The sequence below is a fragment of the Pseudonocardia abyssalis genome, from assembly GCF_019263705.2.
GTDB lineage: Bacteria > Actinomycetota > Actinomycetes > Mycobacteriales > Pseudonocardiaceae > Pseudonocardia > Pseudonocardia abyssalis.
The window spans coordinates 3383825-3400390 of sequence record NZ_JADQDK010000001.1 but is presented as its reverse complement, the minus strand read 5'-3'; the positions used below and the strand labels follow the sequence as shown (position 1 = coordinate 3400390).

Genomic DNA, 16566 nt, shown 5'->3' with positions numbered 1-16566 from the left:
CAGGGGGCCGGACGGGGTGGGGCCGTCGGCCAGGGACATGTACCAGTCCCACCACTGGTCGTTGCCGCGGTCCCACTCCACCGCGACGTCCGAGGCGTCACCCGCCGCCGTCGTGGCGGAGAGGTACGGGTTCACCGGCTCTCCCACGTCATCAGGTGGGTCTCGTGGGTGAAGGAGTAGGAGCCGTCGGCGCCGCGGCACCCGGCCAGGTAGGTGCCCAGCGGCCCGTCGGACTCCATCGCGTCCAGCGACACGGTGCCGTCGAACGCGCAGCGCTGCAGGAACCCCTCGACGACGGCGCGGTCGGCGGAGCCGGTCGTGTAGTGGATCGGCACGATCGTCGGCCGCACCCCGGCGGCGCCCAGGGCGTCGGCCACGCCCTCCGCGTCGGTGTACGGGGTGACCGCGGGCGCGAACTGGGCGCGGTAGGCCTCGTAGAACGCGAGGTAGTGCGAGCCCGCACAGGCCTGCGCGATGACCCCGAAGCCGCCCGGGCGCAGCGCCGCCACCATCCGCGCGACGCCCGCGCCGAGCTGGTCGGGCGGCAGCGCGTAGAGGGCGTGGGTGGCCCAGGCGACGTCGTAGGCGCCGCGCGCCCGGAAGTCCTGCAGGAACAGCTCGTGCTCACCCGCCGCGGCGAACGGGGTGCGCAGCACGGCGCGGGCCTCGGCGATGCTGAAACCGGAGGGATCGAGCAGGTCGACGGCGACGGGCGGGTGCGACGGTAGGCCCTTCTTCAGCAGCGCGGCGGGGAACTTGCCGCTGCCGCAGGCGACGTCGAGCAGCCGGATGCGGCCGTCGAGGGTGTGGTCGCGCAGGTCAGCGGCCCAGTCGCGGGCGTCGGCGAGCTGGCGGTAGTCCTCCGTGGCGAGGGCGTAGAACGCCTCCATCTCCGTGCGACCCGCCTCGCTCCAGTGGTCGAGACTGCGTCTGGCCGTGTCGGGAGTGGTCACCGTACGAACCCAACCACGCCGTTCGGCGCGCCGCGACCGGTTCGGGCCCCTACGTTGAGGTGTGACCACCCTGGGCTCGACCCTTCCGCTGGACCGTCTGCGCGACGAGCTCCGCGGGGCGAGACCTCTGCCGGCGCTGACCGGCGAGCGGTACGCGCTCACGCACGCCGAGTACGAGGCGGCGAGCGACCAGCGCCGGCTGCTGCAGGACTGGATGGCCACGGCGTTGCCCCCGCTGCTCGACGGGTGCGACCCGGTGCGGGTCGTCGGGGTCGGGGTGGGCGACGGCAGCATCGACGCCCCGCTCGCCGCAGCCCTGGCCACGGACGGGCGCCGCGTCCACTACACCGGTGTCGAGCCGCACGCGCCGTCCGCGATGGGTTTCGTCGGCCGGCTGGTCGCGCTCCCGGCCGCGGCGCTGACGCCGTCGGTCGTCGTCGGCGACTTCGCCGAGCACGACGCCGGCACCCCGGCCGACCTGGTCCACTTCGTCCACTCCCTCTACTACGTCGACGACCTGGGCACCGCGCTCGACCACGCGCTGACGATGCTGCGCCCCGGTGGCCTGCTCGTCGCCGCGACCGCCCCGCTCGCCCCGCTCTGCGTGCTCACCGAGCTGCTCTGCCCGTGGGGCGAGCACCGGCCGTGGTTCGCGGGCGACGTCCTCGGTGAGCTCGATCTCCGCGCGCTCGACGTCCGCACCGAGACCCTGGTCGGGCACCTCGGCGTCGCCGACGTCCTCACCGACCCGTGCGGCCGGGGCGAGGCGGTGTTCGACTTCCTGGTCGGCGCCCGCACCGCGTCGATGACGGCGGCGGTCCGCGGTGCGGTGCTCGACTACCTCGGCGGCATCGTCGAGGACGGGCACGTCCCCCATCCGCTGGACATCATGATCGCGCGGGTCCGCTGAGGGATCGTGCGCGGAAAGGGCGGTCATAGCCACCCTTTCCGCGCACGGGTGCGTCAGCGCAGGTCACGGGCGTCGAGGTGGCCGAAGGGTTGGGCCGGCCAGGAACGGACCCGCTGCTCCGCGTCACCGCGACGGCCGTCGTGCACCAGGGCCGCGAGCTCGTCGACGCGTGCGGCGTGGGCGTGCGCGCGGTCGCGGGCGTACCCGGCCGCGGAGTCCTTCGTGACCATGAACGCCCAGTCGCTCGACAGCGCGAGCAGCGCCTCCTGCGCCAGCGCGTCGCGCAGCGGGTCGCGGCCCGGGCCCGCGGGCGGGACCGACAGCAGGGTCTTCTGCACCGCGGCGTTCAGCGCGACGAGGTCCTCGACGCCCGCCCACACCCGCCAGTCCTTCCCCGACCCCCACGACGACGGCGGCAGGTCCACCGGATCGCCGACGAGACCGTGCTCGAGGGCCCCACGCAGCGTCGTCACCCGCACCCCCGCGTCGGGCAGCGCGCGCAGGACCGCCTCCAGCCACGCCGGGCCCTCGTGCCACCAGTGTCCGAACAGCTCGGTGTCGAACGCGGCGACGGTCAGCGCGGGACGGCCGTGCTGCTCGCGCAGGTCCGTCAGCCGTTCCCGGACGACGGTGACGAAGTCGGCCGCGTCGCGCGCCACCGCGGCGGCCGCCCGCTCGGGCTCGTAGGGCGCCTTGTCCCACGGCTCGATCGCGTGGCCGGTGACGCGCGCGGGCTTGAGGCCCGACGGGTGGTCGTAGGTGTGGAAGTCGCGGTAGTCGCGCCCGCCCGGGTAGCCCTTGCGGGGTGACCAGACGCGGTAGGTGACGTCGAGGTCGCGGGCGAACGCGAGCACGTCGGAGCCACCGACGGGCTGCGCGAACGCCGTGTCGCCGCGCACCGCCGGGCCGTCGACGAGGAAGCGGGCCACGCCCGCGGCGGCGTACTCGTGCTCCATCCCCGGCGCGTACCCGCACTCCGGCGCCCAGATCCCGGCCGGGCGGGTCCCCAGCCGCAGCCGGGCGTCGGCCAGGCCCGCGGCCAGTGCGAACTCCCGCACCGACGGTTCCAGCAGCGGTGCGAACGGGTGCGTCGCGGGGCCGCCGAGCAGCTCGAGGGCGCCGCCGTCGGACAGCCCGCGCAGCAGCGGCGACGCCCCGTGTCGCCAGCGTCGCTCGTACAGCTCCAGCGCGGCGGTCGCGGAGCGGTGCTCGTGCGCCCCCAGCTCGGGCAGCCGTGCGGCGGCCTCGTGCGCGCGCAGCAGCCACCCGCCGAGCCAGTCGTGCACGCCACGCAGGGAGTACGGGTCGTCGAGCTGCGCGGCGAGGACGGGCGTGACGCCGAGGGTCAGCAGGTCGCGGCGACCCTCGGCGGCCAGGCGCTCCACGACGTCGAGGACGGGGAGGTAGGAGTGCGCCCAGGACTGGTAGAGCCACTCCTCGCCGACCGGCCAGCGGCCGTGGTGGGCGAGCCAGGGGAGGTGGCTGTGCAGGACGAGGCAGAAGGTGCCGACGGGTTCCGCCACCCCCGCACGCTACGTGAGCGCGAACTCAGGGGCGGACGGCGATCGCGAGCAGGTCGAGGCTCGCGTCGACGTCGTCGGGACGCAGCTCGAAGTCGGCGCACCCCACCGACGCGACGTCCGCGCGCAGGTCGTCCGGCCACGGCGCCCCGTCGACGACGACCGCCACCTGCGCGTCGACGATCGACCCGCCGTGCCGCGCGTCGAGATCGCGCAGCCGCGGTCCGTGGTGCAGTCCCAGCACCTCGACGTCGGGAAACCCGGCGCCCCGCACGAGCCCGGCCAGCTCGTCACCGGAGAGCTCACGGGTGTGGAACGGGTTGAGCGGAGTGTCGCGGCCGGGGGAGAAGGTGACCCGGTTGGGGGTCGAGAGCAGCAGCGCGCCGCCCGGGCGCAGCACGCGCCGGCACTCGCGCAGGAACCGCTCCTGCTCCCACAGGTGCTCGATCACCTGCAGCGACACGACCGCGTCGATCGACCGGTCGCGCACGGGAAGCGCCACCAGGTTGGTGCGCGCCACGTCGACGCGCGGGTAGCGGCGGGCGACGTGGGTGGCGGTCAGGGCGTCGTAGTCGAGCCCGACGACGCGGCTCGCGACCCCGGCCAGCAGGTCGGCGCCGTAGCCCTCGCCGCACCCCGCCTCCAGCACGACGGCGCCGCGGCAGCGATCGCGCAGGGCCTCGTAGACCACTTCGTGCCGGCGGAACCAGTAGTTCTCCTCGGCGATGCCGGGGACGGTGCGCTCGCCGGTCAGCGGCAGGGTGCTCACGACGGGGACGGTGCCAGACGCTCAGCGCTCGGGGCCGCCCGCCACCGTCAGCACTCCGCCGACGGTGTGCCGCAGCCACGCGAGGATGACGCGGTCGTCGAACGTGAGGGGCACCTCGGGGCCGGACCAGCCCAGCAGCGCGACGGGCCGGTGGGCGAGTGCGTCGCGCAGTGCGGTGGCCAGCTCGGGGGTGGCCCGGACGGTGAGGCCGTTGTGCGTGACGGCCTGAGAATGAGGGGTGGGGGCGGTGGCGTCCGGTCCGGTGCTGAGGACGTACCCACAGCCGTGACGGTCGTCGTAGCCGGTCACCACCACGGCCGGACCCCTCTCACCCGCACCCCGCGGGCGGGTGTCCCCGCCGGCCTGTCCGGGACGTCCGGGAGGTACGCGCGGACCCTATCGGCTCCGGCGGCGGGTCGGCAGAGCCGAGTGCGACACGGAGCGACGAACGGCGCCCGGTCGATCCGGGCGCCGTCCGTCGGGGAGGTGGTCTACAGGCCGCGACGGCGGCTGCGGTTGCCCAGCAGTGAGGTCACGAGTCCGGCGAGGCCGCCGCTGCGTCCGCCGGCTGCGGGCCGACCGCCGGGGGCCGGGCGGGCGCCGCCCTGGTGGCCGGGGTTGGTCGCACCGCGCAGGGCGCCGAGGAGGCGGTTCATGAGAGGCATGGTGGAGCTCCGTTTCCGTTGGGGCGGACCGGCTGGGACGAGCCGGACCGTCACCCGATCCGATGACGGGATGCCCGGTTCGTCCCGCGCGGAAACGTCGGGTCGTGAGTCGGGTCACCGGTCGGGCGGTGTCGGTGAGCAGCCTCACCACGCCGTCCGTTTGCCGCGGGGATACCGCCCGGTAACAATGACGTGCAGGGCCGCCCGCCGCGCCCGACGGCGGCAGCGGGTGGCAGAGTCGTTCCATCCGTGGGGCTTTCGACCCCGCGAGACCCACGAGCGGCAGCGTCCGCACCGGCAGGAGGTCGAAGAGGTCCGATGAACATCGTCGTGCTGGTCAAGCAGGTGCCCGACACCTACTCCGAACGCAAGCTGAACCCGTCGGACGGGGTCCTGGACCGGGACGCCACCGACGCGGTCCTGGATGAGATCAACGAGCGCGCGGTCGAGGCGGCGCTGGTCCTCAAGGAGGCCAACGACGGCTCCGAGGTCACCGTGCTGACGATGGGCCCGGACCGGGCCACCGACGCGATCCGCAAGGCGCTGTCGATGGGCGCCGACAAGGCCGTGCACCTGTCCGACTCCGCACTCGCCGGCTCGGACGCGGTGTCCACCGCGAAGGCGCTCGCCAAGGCGATCGGCACCGTCGACGGTGTGGATCTGGTCATCGCCGGCAACGAGGCGTCCGACGGCCGCGGCGGCGCGATCCCCGCGATGGTCGCCGACGTCCTCGGCCTCCCGGCGCTCACGCACGCCCGCGAGATCACGATCGACGGCTCCGCGGTCACGGTGAAGCGCGAGACCGACGAGGGCGTCACGTTCCTGACGGCCGAGCTGCCCGCCGTCATCTCGGTCGGCGAGAAGATCAACGAGCCGCGGTACCCGTCGTTCAAGGGGATCATGGCGGCGAAGAAGAAGCCCGTCTCCACGATCACGCTGGCCGACGCCGGTATCGACGCCTCCGAGGTCGGTCTGGCCAACGCGCTCACCACGGTGACCTCGGCCTCGCCGAAGCCCCCGAAGAGCGCGGGCGAGAAGATCGAGGACGAGGGCGACGGTGGCTCGAAGATCGCCGCGTTCCTCGTGTCGCAGAAGCTCATCTGAGGAAAGGGAGACTGATATGGCTGAGGTACTGGTCCTCGTCGACCATCTCGAGGGTGAGACCAAGAAGTCGACGTTCGAGCTGCTGACCGCCGCGCGTGCGCTCGGCGAGCCGTCCGCGGTCGTCGTCGGGCCCGCGGGCACCGCGGCGAAGCTGGCCGACGGGCTCAAGGAGCACGGCGCCGAGAAGATCTACGTGGCCGAGACCGACGACGCGGCGTTCCTGACGCCCGAGGTGTCGGTGCTGGCGTCGCTGATCGAGTCCGCGTCGCCCGCGGCGGTGCTGATCGGCGTGTCCGCCGACGGCAAGGAGATCGCCGGGCGCCTGTCGGTGCGCACGAACTCCGCGTGGCTCAACGACGTCGTCGGGATCTCCGGCGACGGCGTCACGCACTCGGTGTTCGGTGGCGCGTACGTCGCCGAGGCCAAGGCCAACACCGAGCACCCGGTGATCACGCTGCGCCCGGGCTCGGTCGAGATCGAGGCGGCCGCGGGTGCGGGCGCCGAGGAGACCGTCACGGTGTCGGTCGACGGGCGCAACGCGTCGGTCACCAGCCGCGAGCCGATCACCGGTGGTGACCGTCCGGAGCTCACCGAGGCCTCGGTGGTCGTGTCCGGTGGTCGCGGTGTGGGCTCGGCCGACGACTTCGGTGTCGTCGAGGGCCTGGCCGACACCCTCGGTGCCGCCGTGGGCGCCTCGCGCGCCGCGGTCGACTCCGGCTACTACCCGCACCAGTTCCAGGTGGGGCAGACCGGCAAGACCGTCTCGCCGCAGCTCTACATCGCGCTGGGCATCTCCGGCGCGATCCAGCACCGGGCCGGGATGCAGACGTCGAAGACGATCATCGCGGTCAACAAGGACACCGAGGCGCCGATCTTCGAGATCGCCGACTTCGGTGTCGTGGGCGACCTGTTCACCGTCGCCCCGCAGCTCAAGGACGAGATCGCCAAGCGCAAGTCCTGACGCCCGCCGCACGACCGGAAGGCCACCTTCACGTGAAGGTGGCCTTCCTGCAATGAGGGGGAGGGTCCCGGGCCACCTCCGGGGGCTACCAAGACCGGTGTGACCGCATCGCAGGTACTCGCCGCGACCCCGCCGGCCGCCGCCTCCCGCTACTCGCTGCTGCTCACCACCGACGACGCCGAGGTCCGGGCCGCGCAGCGGCTGCGGCACCGGGTGTTCGCCGGGGAGCTCGGGGCCGTGCTGCACTGCCCCGAACCGGGCGTCGACGTCGACCGGTTCGACGCCTTCTGCGACCACCTCGTGGTCCGCGAGGACGCGACCGGCGAGATCGTCGGGACCTACCGGATGCTGCCGCCGCTGCGCGCCGCGGCCGCCGGAGGGCTCTACGCGGAGGGCGAGTTCGCTCTCGACGCCCTCGATCCGCTGCGCCCCTCGCTCGTCGAGACCGGCCGGTCGTGCGTGCACCCCGACCACCGCGACGGGGCCGTCATCAACCTCGTGTGGGCGGGGATCGCCCGGTACATGCTGCTGACCGGTAACCGCTGGCTGATCGGGTGCGCGAGCGTGCCGTTGGGCGACGGGGGCGCGCTAGCCGCCTCGGTGGCCGAGCGGGTGAGGGCCTCGCACCTCTCGCCGGAGCGCTACCGCGTGACGCCGCGCTCACCGTGGGTCGCGGACGTCGCCGCCCGGCGGGCCCCGCTGCCGCCGCTGCTGCGCGGCTACCTGCGTCTGGGGGCCTGGGTGTGCGGCGAGCCGGCCCACGACCCCGACTTCGACTGCGCCGACTTCCCGGTCCTGCTCGGCCTGGACCACATGGACCCCCGCTACGCCCGGTTCTTCCTGGGTGCGGACCACGTGGGCGCCGACGCATGACCCCCGCGAGTCCCCCGATCCCCGCCGCCGAGTCCCTCGACCCCCGCCCGCGAGTCGCTGTTCCTCCGCCCGCGAGTCGCGCCCTCCCGGCCCGCGAGTCGCTGTTCCAGGGCCCGCGAGTCGCTGTTCCCGCGCCCCCGAGTCGCGACATCCACGCCCTGGCCCCGTCGGGGGCATGGGTCCCGGTCCCAGTGTGCACCCCGTCCTGCCTCCCGCCGGTCGACGAGTTCGTCGGGCGGCTGCGGTTCGCGGTCCGGCTGACGGCGCTGGTCGCCGTCCTCGTCGGCGCGGTGACGGGTGTGGGGGTGCTGCGCGGCCGTGCACGGGGGGCCTGGCTGCGCGCCTGCGCGGCGGGTGCGCTGCGGGCGGCGGGGGTGCGGCTGGTCGTCACCGGGGGCCGGCGACTCGAGGGCTCGGCCCGCCGGCGCGATCCGCGGGCCGGGAGAGCGCGACTCGCGGGCGGGGGAGCGGCGACTCGGGGGCGCGGGAACAGCGACTCGCGGGCGGGGAATCAGCGACTCGCGGGCCCTGGAACAGCGACTCGCGGGGTGCTCGTCGTCGCCAACCATCTCTCCTGGATCGACGTCCTCGCCCTCTTCGCCACCGGTCCCGTGCGGTTGCAGGCCAAGTGCGAGGTGCGGGACTGGCCGGTGATCGGGGCGCTCGCCGCGCGGACGGGTGCGCTGTTCGTCGACCGCGCCGGGCTGCGCGACCTGCCCCGCACCGTCTCCGGCACCGCCGACGCCCTGCGTGACGGGGCCGTCGTCGGTGTCTTCCCCGAGGGCACGACCTGGTGCGGCGCGGCGGGCGGAACGTTCCGCCGGGCGGCGTTCCAGGCCGCGATCGACGCCCGCGTGCCCGTGCGGCCCGTCGCGTTCGTCGTCCGACGTCCCGACGGCGTCCCGACCTCCGTGGGTGCGTTCGTCGGTGACCAGACCCTGTGGGACTCCCTGTGTCGTGTCCTGCGCACCCCGGTCCTGACCTGCGAGATGACGGTGCTGCCCGACCTCGATCCGACCGGAGCCGACCGCCGGACGCTCGCGGCGTCGGCGGCCGCGGCCGTCGGCTCGGTCACCGGGGTGGCGCACCACCCGGCCCCGGCCGGCCGTCGGAGGGTCCCCGTCGCCGCGTAGGTCCCCGGACGGGCGACTATCCTCGGGGCGACCCAGCGACACGGGAAGGCCATGTGACGTGACGCCACCGAGCGCCGGCTCCACCTACCTCGACCACGCGGCGACCACGCCGATGCTGCCCGAGGCCGTCGCCGCGATGAGCGAGGCGCTGTCCCGTACCGGGAACGCGTCGTCGCTGCACTCGGCCGGGCGGCGCGCCCGTCGCGACGTCGAGGAGTCCCGCGAGCGCATCGCCGCCGCGGTCGGCGCGCGGCCGTCGGAGATCGTGCTCACCACGGGCGGCACCGAGAGTGACAACCTCGCCGTCAAGGGGCTGTTCTGGTCGCGCCACGCCGCCGACCCCCGCCGCGTCCGCGTACTGGTGCCCGGCATCGAGCACCACGCCGTCCTGGACTCCGCGGAGTGGCTCGCCGAGCACTCCGGTGCGGTGGTCGAGCTCCTGCCGGTCGACGGCGTCGGCCGCGTGCTCCCCGAGACGCTGCGCACAGCGCTGGCGGACGCACCGGAGACCGTCGCGCTCGTGTCGGTGATGTGGGCCAACAACGAGGTCGGCACCGTCAACCCGATCCGGGAGCTCGCCGCCGTCGCGCACGAGTTCGGCGTGCCGCTGCACACCGACGCGGTGCAGGCCGTCGGGATCATGCCGGTCGACTTCGCGGCGTCCGGCGTCGACGCGCTCACGCTCACCGGGCACAAGCTGGGCGGGCCCTACGGCGCGGGTGCGTTGCTGCTGGGTCGCACGGTCGAGCTGACGCCGCTGCTGCACGGGGGCGGCCAGGAGCGCGACGTCCGCTCCGGCACGCTCGACACCCCGGCCGTCGTCGGGCTGGCCACTGCGGTCGAGCTGTCGGTCGCCGACGCCCCCCGCCGCGCCGCGATGCTCACCGGCCTGCGCGACGACCTGATCGGCAAGGTGCGCGCCACCATCGGCGACGCCACGCTCAACGGCGACCCCGGCACCGGAGTCGTCGACGGCGGCCCGTCGCGGCTGCCCGGCAACGCCCACCTGTCCTTCCCCGGCTGCGAGGGCGACTCGCTCCTGATGCTGCTCGACGCGCACGGCATCGAGTGCTCGACCGGCTCGGCGTGTACCGCGGGCGTCGCGCAGCCCAGCCACGTGCTGCTCGCGATGGGGGCCGACGAGGCCACCGCGCGCGGGTCGCTGCGGTTCTCGCTCGGGCACACCTCCCGCCCCGAGGACGTCGACGCGGTGGCGGCGGTGATCGGTCAGGTCGTGGAGCGGGCGCGGCGGGCGGGGATCTCCCGGTGACCGCCGACGTGCTCGTTCCCGCGGAGGCGCCGTCATGAGGGTCCTCGCGGCGATGAGCGGCGGCGTCGACTCCGCGGTGGCCGCCGCCCGCGCCGTCGACGCCGGGCACGACGTCGTCGGGGTGCACCTGGCGCTGTCGGAGACCCCGGCCGCGCTGCGGGGCGGGTCCCGCGGCTGCTGTTCCAAGGAGGACGCCGCCGACGCGCGCCGCGCCGCCGACGTCCTCGGTATCCCGTTCTACGTCTGGGACTTCGCCGCGCGCTTCACCGAGGACGTCGTCGACGACTTCGTGGCCTCCTACGCGGCGGGGGAGACCCCGAACCCGTGCCTGCGCTGCAACGAGAAGATCAAGTTTGCGGCGCTGCTGGACCGCGCGCTGGGGCTGGGCTTCGACGCCGTCTGCACCGGGCACTACGCGCAGCTCCGCCAGGGCGAGCTCAGCCGGGCCGTCGACGAGGACAAGGACCAGTCCTACGTCCTCGCGGTGCTGACGGCGCACCAGTTACGGCACGCGATGTTCCCGCTCGGCGACACGCCCAAGCCCGCGGTGCGCGCGGAGGCGGCCGAGCGCGGGCTGCGCGTCGCCGACAAGCCCGACAGCCACGACATCTGCTTCATCCCCTCCGGCGACACCCGCGCGTTCCTCACCGCGCGGATCGGGGCCCGCCCGGGGGCGATCGTCGACTCCTCAGGGGTCGAGCTGGGTCGTCACGACGGCGTGCACGGCTTCACGGTCGGCCAGCGCAAGGGACTCGGCGTCGACGCCCCCGCCGCCGACGGCCGCCCGCGGTACGTGCTGGGGATCGAGCCGGTCTCGGGCACCGTGCGCGTGGGCCCGGCCGACGCGCTCGACGTGCACGCGATCGACGCCGTCGCCGCCGTGTGGAGCTCGGGCACGGCGCCCGCGGAGTCGTTCCGGTGCACGGTGCAGGTCCGCGCGCACGGGGGCCTGGCCCCCGCGGTCGTGCACCCCGGCCCCGACGCCACCGTGCGCGTCGAGCTGGGCGAGCCGTTGCGCGGAGTGGCGCCCGGCCAGGCCGTGGCGCTGTACGACGGTGACGTGGTCCGCGGCAGCGCCCGGATCACCGCCACCCGCTGACGGCTGCCGCGACCCGCGCCGCCGGCTCCGTTCGGTCGCAGTGGGGTGGCTCCACTCCAACGGGACTGCAGTGAAGCCACCCCACTGCGACGTGCGAGCGGCCGTTCGGACGCACCCGGCCCCCAACGGTGGCGTCGCGGCGCCACCTGCTGCCACCATGCGTCGACCCCGGGAGGTCCGAGATGTCCGACATCGCCGCTGATGTCACGCACGACGACGCCGCGGAAGGTGCCGGGGTCGTCCTGCGGTCCGTCGGCCGCGTCGGGCTGGTGTCCTACGGGTTCGTGCACGTGCTGGTCGCCGCCCTGGCCGTGCAGGTCGCGTTCGGCGACCGCGAGCGCGCCGACAAGAAGGGTGCGCTGCAGGCCGTCGCCGCGACCGGGCCGGGGCTGGTGCTGCTGTGGGTCGTCACGGTCGGGCTGGTCGCGCTCGTGGTGTGGCAGCTCGCGGAGGCGGTGCTGTCCCACCGGGGGAGCCCGCCGCGGCAGCGCGCGCTGCGCATCGCGATCAACCTCGCCGAGGCGGGTCTGTTCGGCGTGCTGGCCTGGACGGCGGGGTCGACGGCGGCGAAGGGCGGCGCGCCGTCGACGGGGCCCTCGTTCACCTCCGTCGTGCTCGGCTGGCCCGGCGGGCCGTGGCTGGTGGGGGCAGCGGGCGTCGGGGTCGTCGTGGGGTCGGCGTACGCGGTGCGCCGCGGCGTCCAGCACACGTTCCTGCGCGAGCTCGACCTGCGCGGGGCCGGCCTGCGCCGCTCCACGCTCGTCACCCGGGTCGGGCAGGTCGGCTGGATGGCCCTCGGCGTCGCCTACGGGGTGCCGGGGGTGCTGATCGTGATCGCCGCGGTCCGCTACGACCCGGCCGCGCCCACCACCCTCGACGCCGGGCTGCAGGCGCTCGCCGACGAGCCGTTCGGGCCGCCGCTGCTGGTGCTGCTCGCGCTGGGGCTGGTGGCGTTCGGCGTCCACTGCCTGTTCGACGCCCGCTACCGCAAGGCCTGACGGCCCGCCTGGTAGACACCCCGGTATGAGCACCGACGATCCGCTGGCCGCCGCGCTCGCCGCCGCCGGGCTCGCCCCCGCCCCTCCCGAGCCGGAGGACCCTCTGGCCGCCGCCCTCGCGGCTGCCGGTCTGGGCGACGCGCGCCCCGGTGACGCCCCGCCCACGCGGGCCACCGTCTCGGTGGTCGAGGAGGAGGACGCGGAACCGGTCGAGCTGCCCCGCTGGCCCGACGGCGCCGCCACCGGCGTCGGATCGATGCCCGGCGACGACGTGCGGGAGTCCGCCGGCGTCGTCGCGGGGGAGCTCCCGCTGCTGCCGTACCTGCCGGAGCTGCCCGCGCGTGGCGTCGGCGCCGACATGATCGGCCGGACCGCGGCGCTGCTCGTCGACATCGCGGTGGAGGTGCGGCCGTCGGGGTACCGGGTGGCGTCGCGCCCCGGCCGCGACCACTCCCGGGGCGTCGACCTCCTGCGCTTCGACCTCGACGCCCTCCAGGAGGTGTGCGAGCGCGTCCGCCCCGGCTGGGTGAAGGTGCAGGCCACGGGTCCGTGGACGCTCGCCGCGGGCGTCGAGCTGCGCACCGGGCACCGCGTCCTGACCGACCACGGGGCCGTGCGCGAGTTCGCCGCGAGCCTCACCGAGGGCCTGCGCGTGCACGTCGCCGAGGTCGCCGCCCGCACCGGCGCGCAGGTGCTCCTGCAGCTCGACGAGCCGTCGCTGCCCGCCGTCCTCGGTGCGCGCATCCCGACCCCGTCCGGCTACGGGACGGTGCGCGGCGTCAGCGACCAGGCGGCGTCGGACGTGCTGCGCGACCTCGTCGCCGCGCTCGGCGTGCCCGTCGTGCTCCACTGCTGCGCCGACGACGCACCGCTGCGGCTGCTCGCGAACGTCGGGGCGTCGGCGGTGTCGGTCGACGCCACCCGGCCCGCCGTCTCCGGGCGCACCGCCGAGCCCGCCGCGCTCGACCGCATCGGCGAGATCTGGGACGCCGGCACGCCGCTGCTGCTCGGACTGGTCCCGTCGACCGAACCGCGTGGGCGCGTCACGTCGCGGCTGCTCGCTCAGCCCGCGTTCGACCTCGCCGACCGCCTCGGCTTCGACCGCGTCCGCCTCTCCTCGCTGTGCGTTCCCACGCCCACCTGCGGGCTCGCCGGCGCGTCCCCGCACTGGGCCCGCCGTGCGCTGGAGCTGAGCCGCGAGCTGGGGGCGGCGTTCCTCGACCCGCCCGACGAGGACCCGAACGGGGGGTCCGACGGGCGGTGAGTGTCGGGGCACCTCGGTAGCCTCGCGACCGTGAGCCCAGTCCCTGCCGCAGAGCGGCACGCGCAGCTGGCCGAGGAGGTCTCCGGACACCTCTTCCGCTACCACGTCCTCGACGCGCCGATCATCTCCGACGGCCAGTTCGACGAGCTGTGGCGCGAGCTGCTGGCCCTGGAGGAGGAGCATCCGGAGCTGGTCACGCCCGAGTCGCCCACGCAGCGGGTCGGCGGCTTCTCCACGGTGTTCACCGCCCACGACCACCTGGAGCGGATGCTCAGCCTCGACAACGCCTTCGCGGCCGACGAGCTGCGCACCTGGGCGGAGCGCGTGGCCCGCGACGTCGACGCGGAGGAGGTGCACTACCTCTGCGAGCTCAAGATCGACGGTCTGGCGGTCAACCTGCTCTACGAGGACGGGAAGCTCACCCGCGCGCTCACCCGCGGCGACGGGCGCACCGGCGAGGACATCACCCTCAACATGCGCACGCTCGAGGAGGTACCCGAGCAGCTCACCGGCACCGCCGAGTTCCCCGTGCCGGCGCTGGTGGAGGTGCGCGGGGAGGTCTACTTCCGGCTGTCGGACTTCCAGGCGCTCAACGCGCTGATGGTCGAGGCGGGCAAGCCGGTCTACGCCAACCCGCGCAACACCGCGGCCGGGTCGCTGCGGCAGAAGGACCCGCGCGTCACGGCGTCGCGGCACCTGCGCCTGATCTGCCACGGCTTCGGCAAGCGCGAGGGGTTCGCGCTGGTCCGCCAGTCGCAGGGCTACGACGCGCTACGGGCGTGGGGACTGCCGGTGTCCGAGCGCACGGTGGTGCTCTCGGGCGTCGACGAGGTCGTCGCGCACATCGTGCACTGGGGCGAGCACCGCCACGACATCGAGCACGAGATCGACGGTGTCGTCGTCAAGGTCGACGAGGTGGCGCTGCAGCGGCGCCTGGGCTCCACCTCGCGCGCCCCCCGGTGGGCCATCGCCTACAAGTACCCGCCGGAGGAGGCCATCACGACGCTCCTCGACATCCAGGTCAACGTGGGCCGCACCGGGCGCGTCACGCCGTTCGCGGTGATGGAGCCGGTGGTGGTGGCGGGTTCCACGGTGTCGATGGCCACGCTGCACAACGCGCAGGAGGTCGTGCGCAAGGGCGTGCTGATCGGCGACCGCGTGGTCATCCGCAAGGCCGGTGACGTCATCCCGGAGGTGCTCGGCCCGGTCGTCGACGTGCGCCCCGCCGACGCGCGCGCCTTCGTCATGCCCACCCACTGCCCGGAGTGCGGCACCAGGCTCGCGCAGCAGAAGGCGGGCGACGCCGACCTGCGCTGCCCCAACTCCCGATCCTGCCCCGCGCAGCTGCGGGAGCGGCTGTTCCACGTCGCGGGCCGCGGGTCGTTCGACATCGAGGGGCTGGGTTACGAGGCGGCAGTCGCGCTGCTCACGGCGGGCGTCGTGCGCGACGAGGGCGACGTCTTCGCCCTCACCGAGGACGACCTCCTGCGCACCGACCTGTTCCGCACCAAGGCAGGGGAGCTGTCGGCCAACGGGCGCAAGCTGCTGGTCAACCTGGAGGCGGTGAAGGACCGGCCGTTGTGGCGGGTGCTGGTCGGTCTGTCGATCCGGCACGTCGGCCCCACCGCGGCCCAGGCGCTGGCGCGCGAGTTCACCTCGATGGAGGCGATCGAGGCGGCGGCCGAGGCCGTCGCCCGCGCCACCGAGGCGGCCGGTCTGGCCATCACCTCCGACGGGTCGGCGGCGGAGGCCGAGGACCTGGCGGTCGCGGAGCCGTCCAATGCCGTCGCCGCGGACGTGGACGCGGGGGCCGGAGACCCGGCCGTCAGGGACGCCGCCGCGGATACCGGCGACACGGTGGACACCCAGGCGGCTGGAGGGAGCCCGGTCGGCGACGCTCCTCCGGGCACGGACGCCGACGCGATCGGGGCCGCCGACGCCGACGCCGCCGCCGACGCCGCCGCCGATGCCGACGCCGCCGATGCCGACGCCGCCGCCGATGGCGATGCCGCCGCCGATGCCGATGCCGATGCGGAGGCCGCGGCGCCGATCGGGCTGTCCGCCGAGGAGCGGGCCCTGGCCGCGGAGAAGCAGGCCCGGGCCGAGGCCCGCGCCCGGGCGAAGGAACTGGCCGCCGCGCTAGCGCCGATCGCCGGGGTCGAGGGCGTCGGCCCGACGATCGCCGCGGCCCTGCGCGACTGGTTCTCCGTCGACTGGCACCGAGACGTCGTGGCCCGCTGGCGGGCGGCCGGCGTGCGGATGGTCGACGAGGTCGACGCGTCGGTGGGGCGCACGCTCGAAGGCATGTCGATCGTCATCACCGGCTCGATGGAGGGCTTCTCCCGCGACGAGGCGAAGGAGGCCATCACGGCGCGCGGCGGCCGGGCCGCGGGCTCGGTGTCGAAGAAGACCGCGTTCGTGGTGGCGGGCGAGGCTCCCGGCTCGAAGTATGAGAAGGCGCTGGAGGTCGGCGTCCCGATCCTCGACGAGGCCGGCTTCCGGATCCTGCTCGACCGCGGCCCCGACGCGGCCACAGAGGTGGCGACGATCGGCGGCTGACCCGCCCGGCCGTCGCGAGCCGACGTCGGCTCGCGCTCCGCCATGGGGCACCGCACACCGTCGCGCAACGGGCCGGTACCAGCCCGGCGGGGCGGTGATCGCCGCGAGCCGCACGCAGCGGCCCCGCGGAGGGCCGCGGGGTGCGGTTGCCGACGATCATGGTGGCTCGGCCCGGGAGCGCGCGCGTCGATCGGGCTGTGCTGACGGGCAGCGTGCGTCGATAGGGCTGTGCCGGCTGCTCGCGTCCCCCCCGGATCCGGTCATGATCACCAGTTCGGCGCGTGTCCGGCAGTTCCTTGCCGGACACGCGCCGAGACGGTGATCATGACTCCCGTCGTGCCGTCGTGCCGTCGTGCCGTCGTGCCGTCGTGCCCTCGTCCGAGGCCGCATGTGGTGCCGGCTCAGGCTCCGTGCCTGCGGGCGGCCCGCGCCCGCCGGGTGCCGCCGGGTGCTGCCGGGCGCGGCGTTCACCCGCCCCTCCCGGCGCG

General features: G+C 74.9%; 15 protein-coding genes. 10 read left to right on the top strand and 5 right to left on the bottom strand.

What is annotated here, in order from left to right; genetic code table 11:
- Positions 1 to 131: 131 nt before the first annotated feature.
- Positions 132 to 953 carry a class I SAM-dependent methyltransferase gene (locus tag I4I81_RS16450; RefSeq protein WP_218604440.1) on the bottom strand — a complete coding sequence of 274 codons (822 nt, stop codon included), beginning with the start codon at positions 951 to 953 and terminating at the stop codon, positions 132 to 134.
- Positions 954 to 1014: 61 nt separating this feature from the next.
- On the opposite strand from I4I81_RS16450, the gene I4I81_RS16445 reads away from it, so the two are divergent.
- A complete protein-coding gene (locus tag I4I81_RS16445; RefSeq protein ID WP_218604439.1) occupies positions 1015 to 1863 on the top strand; it encodes a class I SAM-dependent methyltransferase in 849 nt (282 codons plus the stop codon).
- Between the two features lie 53 nt (positions 1864 to 1916).
- On the opposite strand, the gene I4I81_RS16440 is transcribed toward I4I81_RS16445, so the two are convergent.
- The 4 genes from I4I81_RS16440 to I4I81_RS16425 form a co-directional block, all read right to left on the bottom strand.
- Positions 1917 to 3386 (bottom strand): 1,4-alpha-glucan branching protein domain-containing protein, encoded by a 1470-nt coding sequence (locus I4I81_RS16440; RefSeq protein ID WP_218604438.1) that lies wholly within the window; start codon positions 3384 to 3386, stop codon positions 1917 to 1919.
- A gap of 25 nt (positions 3387 to 3411) precedes the next feature.
- Positions 3412 to 4152, bottom strand: a complete 741-nt coding sequence (locus I4I81_RS16435) for a class I SAM-dependent methyltransferase (RefSeq protein ID WP_218604437.1) — start codon at positions 4150 to 4152, stop codon at positions 3412 to 3414.
- A 21-nt stretch (positions 4153 to 4173) separates the two neighbouring features.
- Positions 4174 to 4467 carry a hypothetical protein gene (locus tag I4I81_RS16430; protein WP_218604436.1) on the bottom strand — a complete coding sequence of 98 codons (294 nt, stop codon included), beginning with the start codon at positions 4465 to 4467 and terminating at the stop codon, positions 4174 to 4176.
- A 176-nt stretch (positions 4468 to 4643) separates the two neighbouring features.
- Positions 4644 to 4808 carry a hypothetical protein gene (locus I4I81_RS16425; protein ID WP_218604435.1) on the bottom strand — a complete coding sequence of 55 codons (165 nt, stop codon included), beginning with the start codon at positions 4806 to 4808 and terminating at the stop codon, positions 4644 to 4646.
- Between the two features lie 327 nt (positions 4809 to 5135).
- Between I4I81_RS16425 and I4I81_RS16420 the strand changes: the two genes are divergently transcribed.
- The 9 genes from I4I81_RS16420 (at position 5136) to ligA (ending at position 16078) form a co-directional block, all read left to right on the top strand.
- Complete coding sequence (locus tag I4I81_RS16420; RefSeq protein ID WP_218604434.1) at positions 5136 to 5921, top strand: electron transfer flavoprotein subunit beta/FixA family protein; 786 nt, start codon at positions 5136 to 5138, stop codon at positions 5919 to 5921.
- 16 nt (positions 5922 to 5937) lie between these two features.
- The gene (locus I4I81_RS16415; protein WP_218604433.1) at positions 5938 to 6882 is read left to right on the top strand and encodes an electron transfer flavoprotein subunit alpha/FixB family protein; all 945 of its coding nucleotides are present in this window, start codon (positions 5938 to 5940) and stop codon (positions 6880 to 6882) included.
- Between the two features lie 99 nt (positions 6883 to 6981).
- Positions 6982 to 7755, top strand: a complete 774-nt coding sequence (locus tag I4I81_RS16410; RefSeq protein WP_218604432.1) for a GNAT family N-acetyltransferase — start codon at positions 6982 to 6984, stop codon at positions 7753 to 7755.
- Positions 7756 to 7946: 191 nt separating this feature from the next.
- Positions 7947 to 8888 (top strand): lysophospholipid acyltransferase family protein, encoded by a 942-nt coding sequence (locus tag I4I81_RS16405; protein ID WP_218616153.1) that lies wholly within the window; start codon positions 7947 to 7949, stop codon positions 8886 to 8888.
- Between the two features lie 112 nt (positions 8889 to 9000).
- Entirely contained in the window at positions 9001 to 10158 is a 1158-nt protein-coding gene (locus tag I4I81_RS16400; RefSeq protein WP_218616581.1) for a cysteine desulfurase family protein, read from the top strand.
- Positions 10159 to 10192: 34 nt separating this feature from the next.
- Positions 10193 to 11257 carry a tRNA 2-thiouridine(34) synthase MnmA gene (gene mnmA, locus I4I81_RS16395; RefSeq protein ID WP_218616152.1) on the top strand — a complete coding sequence of 355 codons (1065 nt, stop codon included), beginning with the start codon at positions 10193 to 10195 and terminating at the stop codon, positions 11255 to 11257.
- Positions 11258 to 11439: 182 nt separating this feature from the next.
- Positions 11440 to 12255: a DUF1206 domain-containing protein gene (locus I4I81_RS16390; RefSeq protein ID WP_218616151.1), complete on the top strand. Its 816-nt coding sequence runs from the start codon at positions 11440 to 11442 to the stop codon at positions 12253 to 12255.
- Positions 12256 to 12511: 256 nt separating this feature from the next.
- The gene (locus I4I81_RS16385) at positions 12512 to 13519 is read left to right on the top strand and encodes a uroporphyrinogen decarboxylase/cobalamine-independent methonine synthase family protein (RefSeq protein ID WP_218605763.1); all 1008 of its coding nucleotides are present in this window, start codon (positions 12512 to 12514) and stop codon (positions 13517 to 13519) included.
- A 30-nt stretch (positions 13520 to 13549) separates the two neighbouring features.
- Positions 13550 to 16078: an NAD-dependent DNA ligase LigA gene (ligA, locus tag I4I81_RS16380; RefSeq protein WP_226363404.1), complete on the top strand. Its 2529-nt coding sequence runs from the start codon at positions 13550 to 13552 to the stop codon at positions 16076 to 16078.
- Positions 16079 to 16566 lie beyond the last annotated feature (488 nt).

Coding starts and splice junctions, on each gene's coding strand:
- I4I81_RS16425 (WP_218604435.1), bottom strand. CDS start 4,808: ATGAACCGCCTCCTCGGCGCCCTGCGCGGTGCGACCAACCCCGGCCAC.
- I4I81_RS16420 (WP_218604434.1), top strand. CDS start 5,136: ATGAACATCGTCGTGCTGGTCAAGCAGGTGCCCGACACCTACTCCGAA.
- I4I81_RS16415 (WP_218604433.1), top strand. CDS start 5,938: ATGGCTGAGGTACTGGTCCTCGTCGACCATCTCGAGGGTGAGACCAAG.
- I4I81_RS16400 (WP_218616581.1), top strand. CDS start 9,001: ATGCTGCCCGAGGCCGTCGCCGCGATGAGCGAGGCGCTGTCCCGTACC.
- mnmA (WP_218616152.1), top strand. CDS start 10,193: ATGAGGGTCCTCGCGGCGATGAGCGGCGGCGTCGACTCCGCGGTGGCC.
- I4I81_RS16390 (WP_218616151.1), top strand. CDS start 11,440: ATGTCCGACATCGCCGCTGATGTCACGCACGACGACGCCGCGGAAGGT.
- I4I81_RS16385 (WP_218605763.1), top strand. CDS start 12,512: ATGCCCGGCGACGACGTGCGGGAGTCCGCCGGCGTCGTCGCGGGGGAG.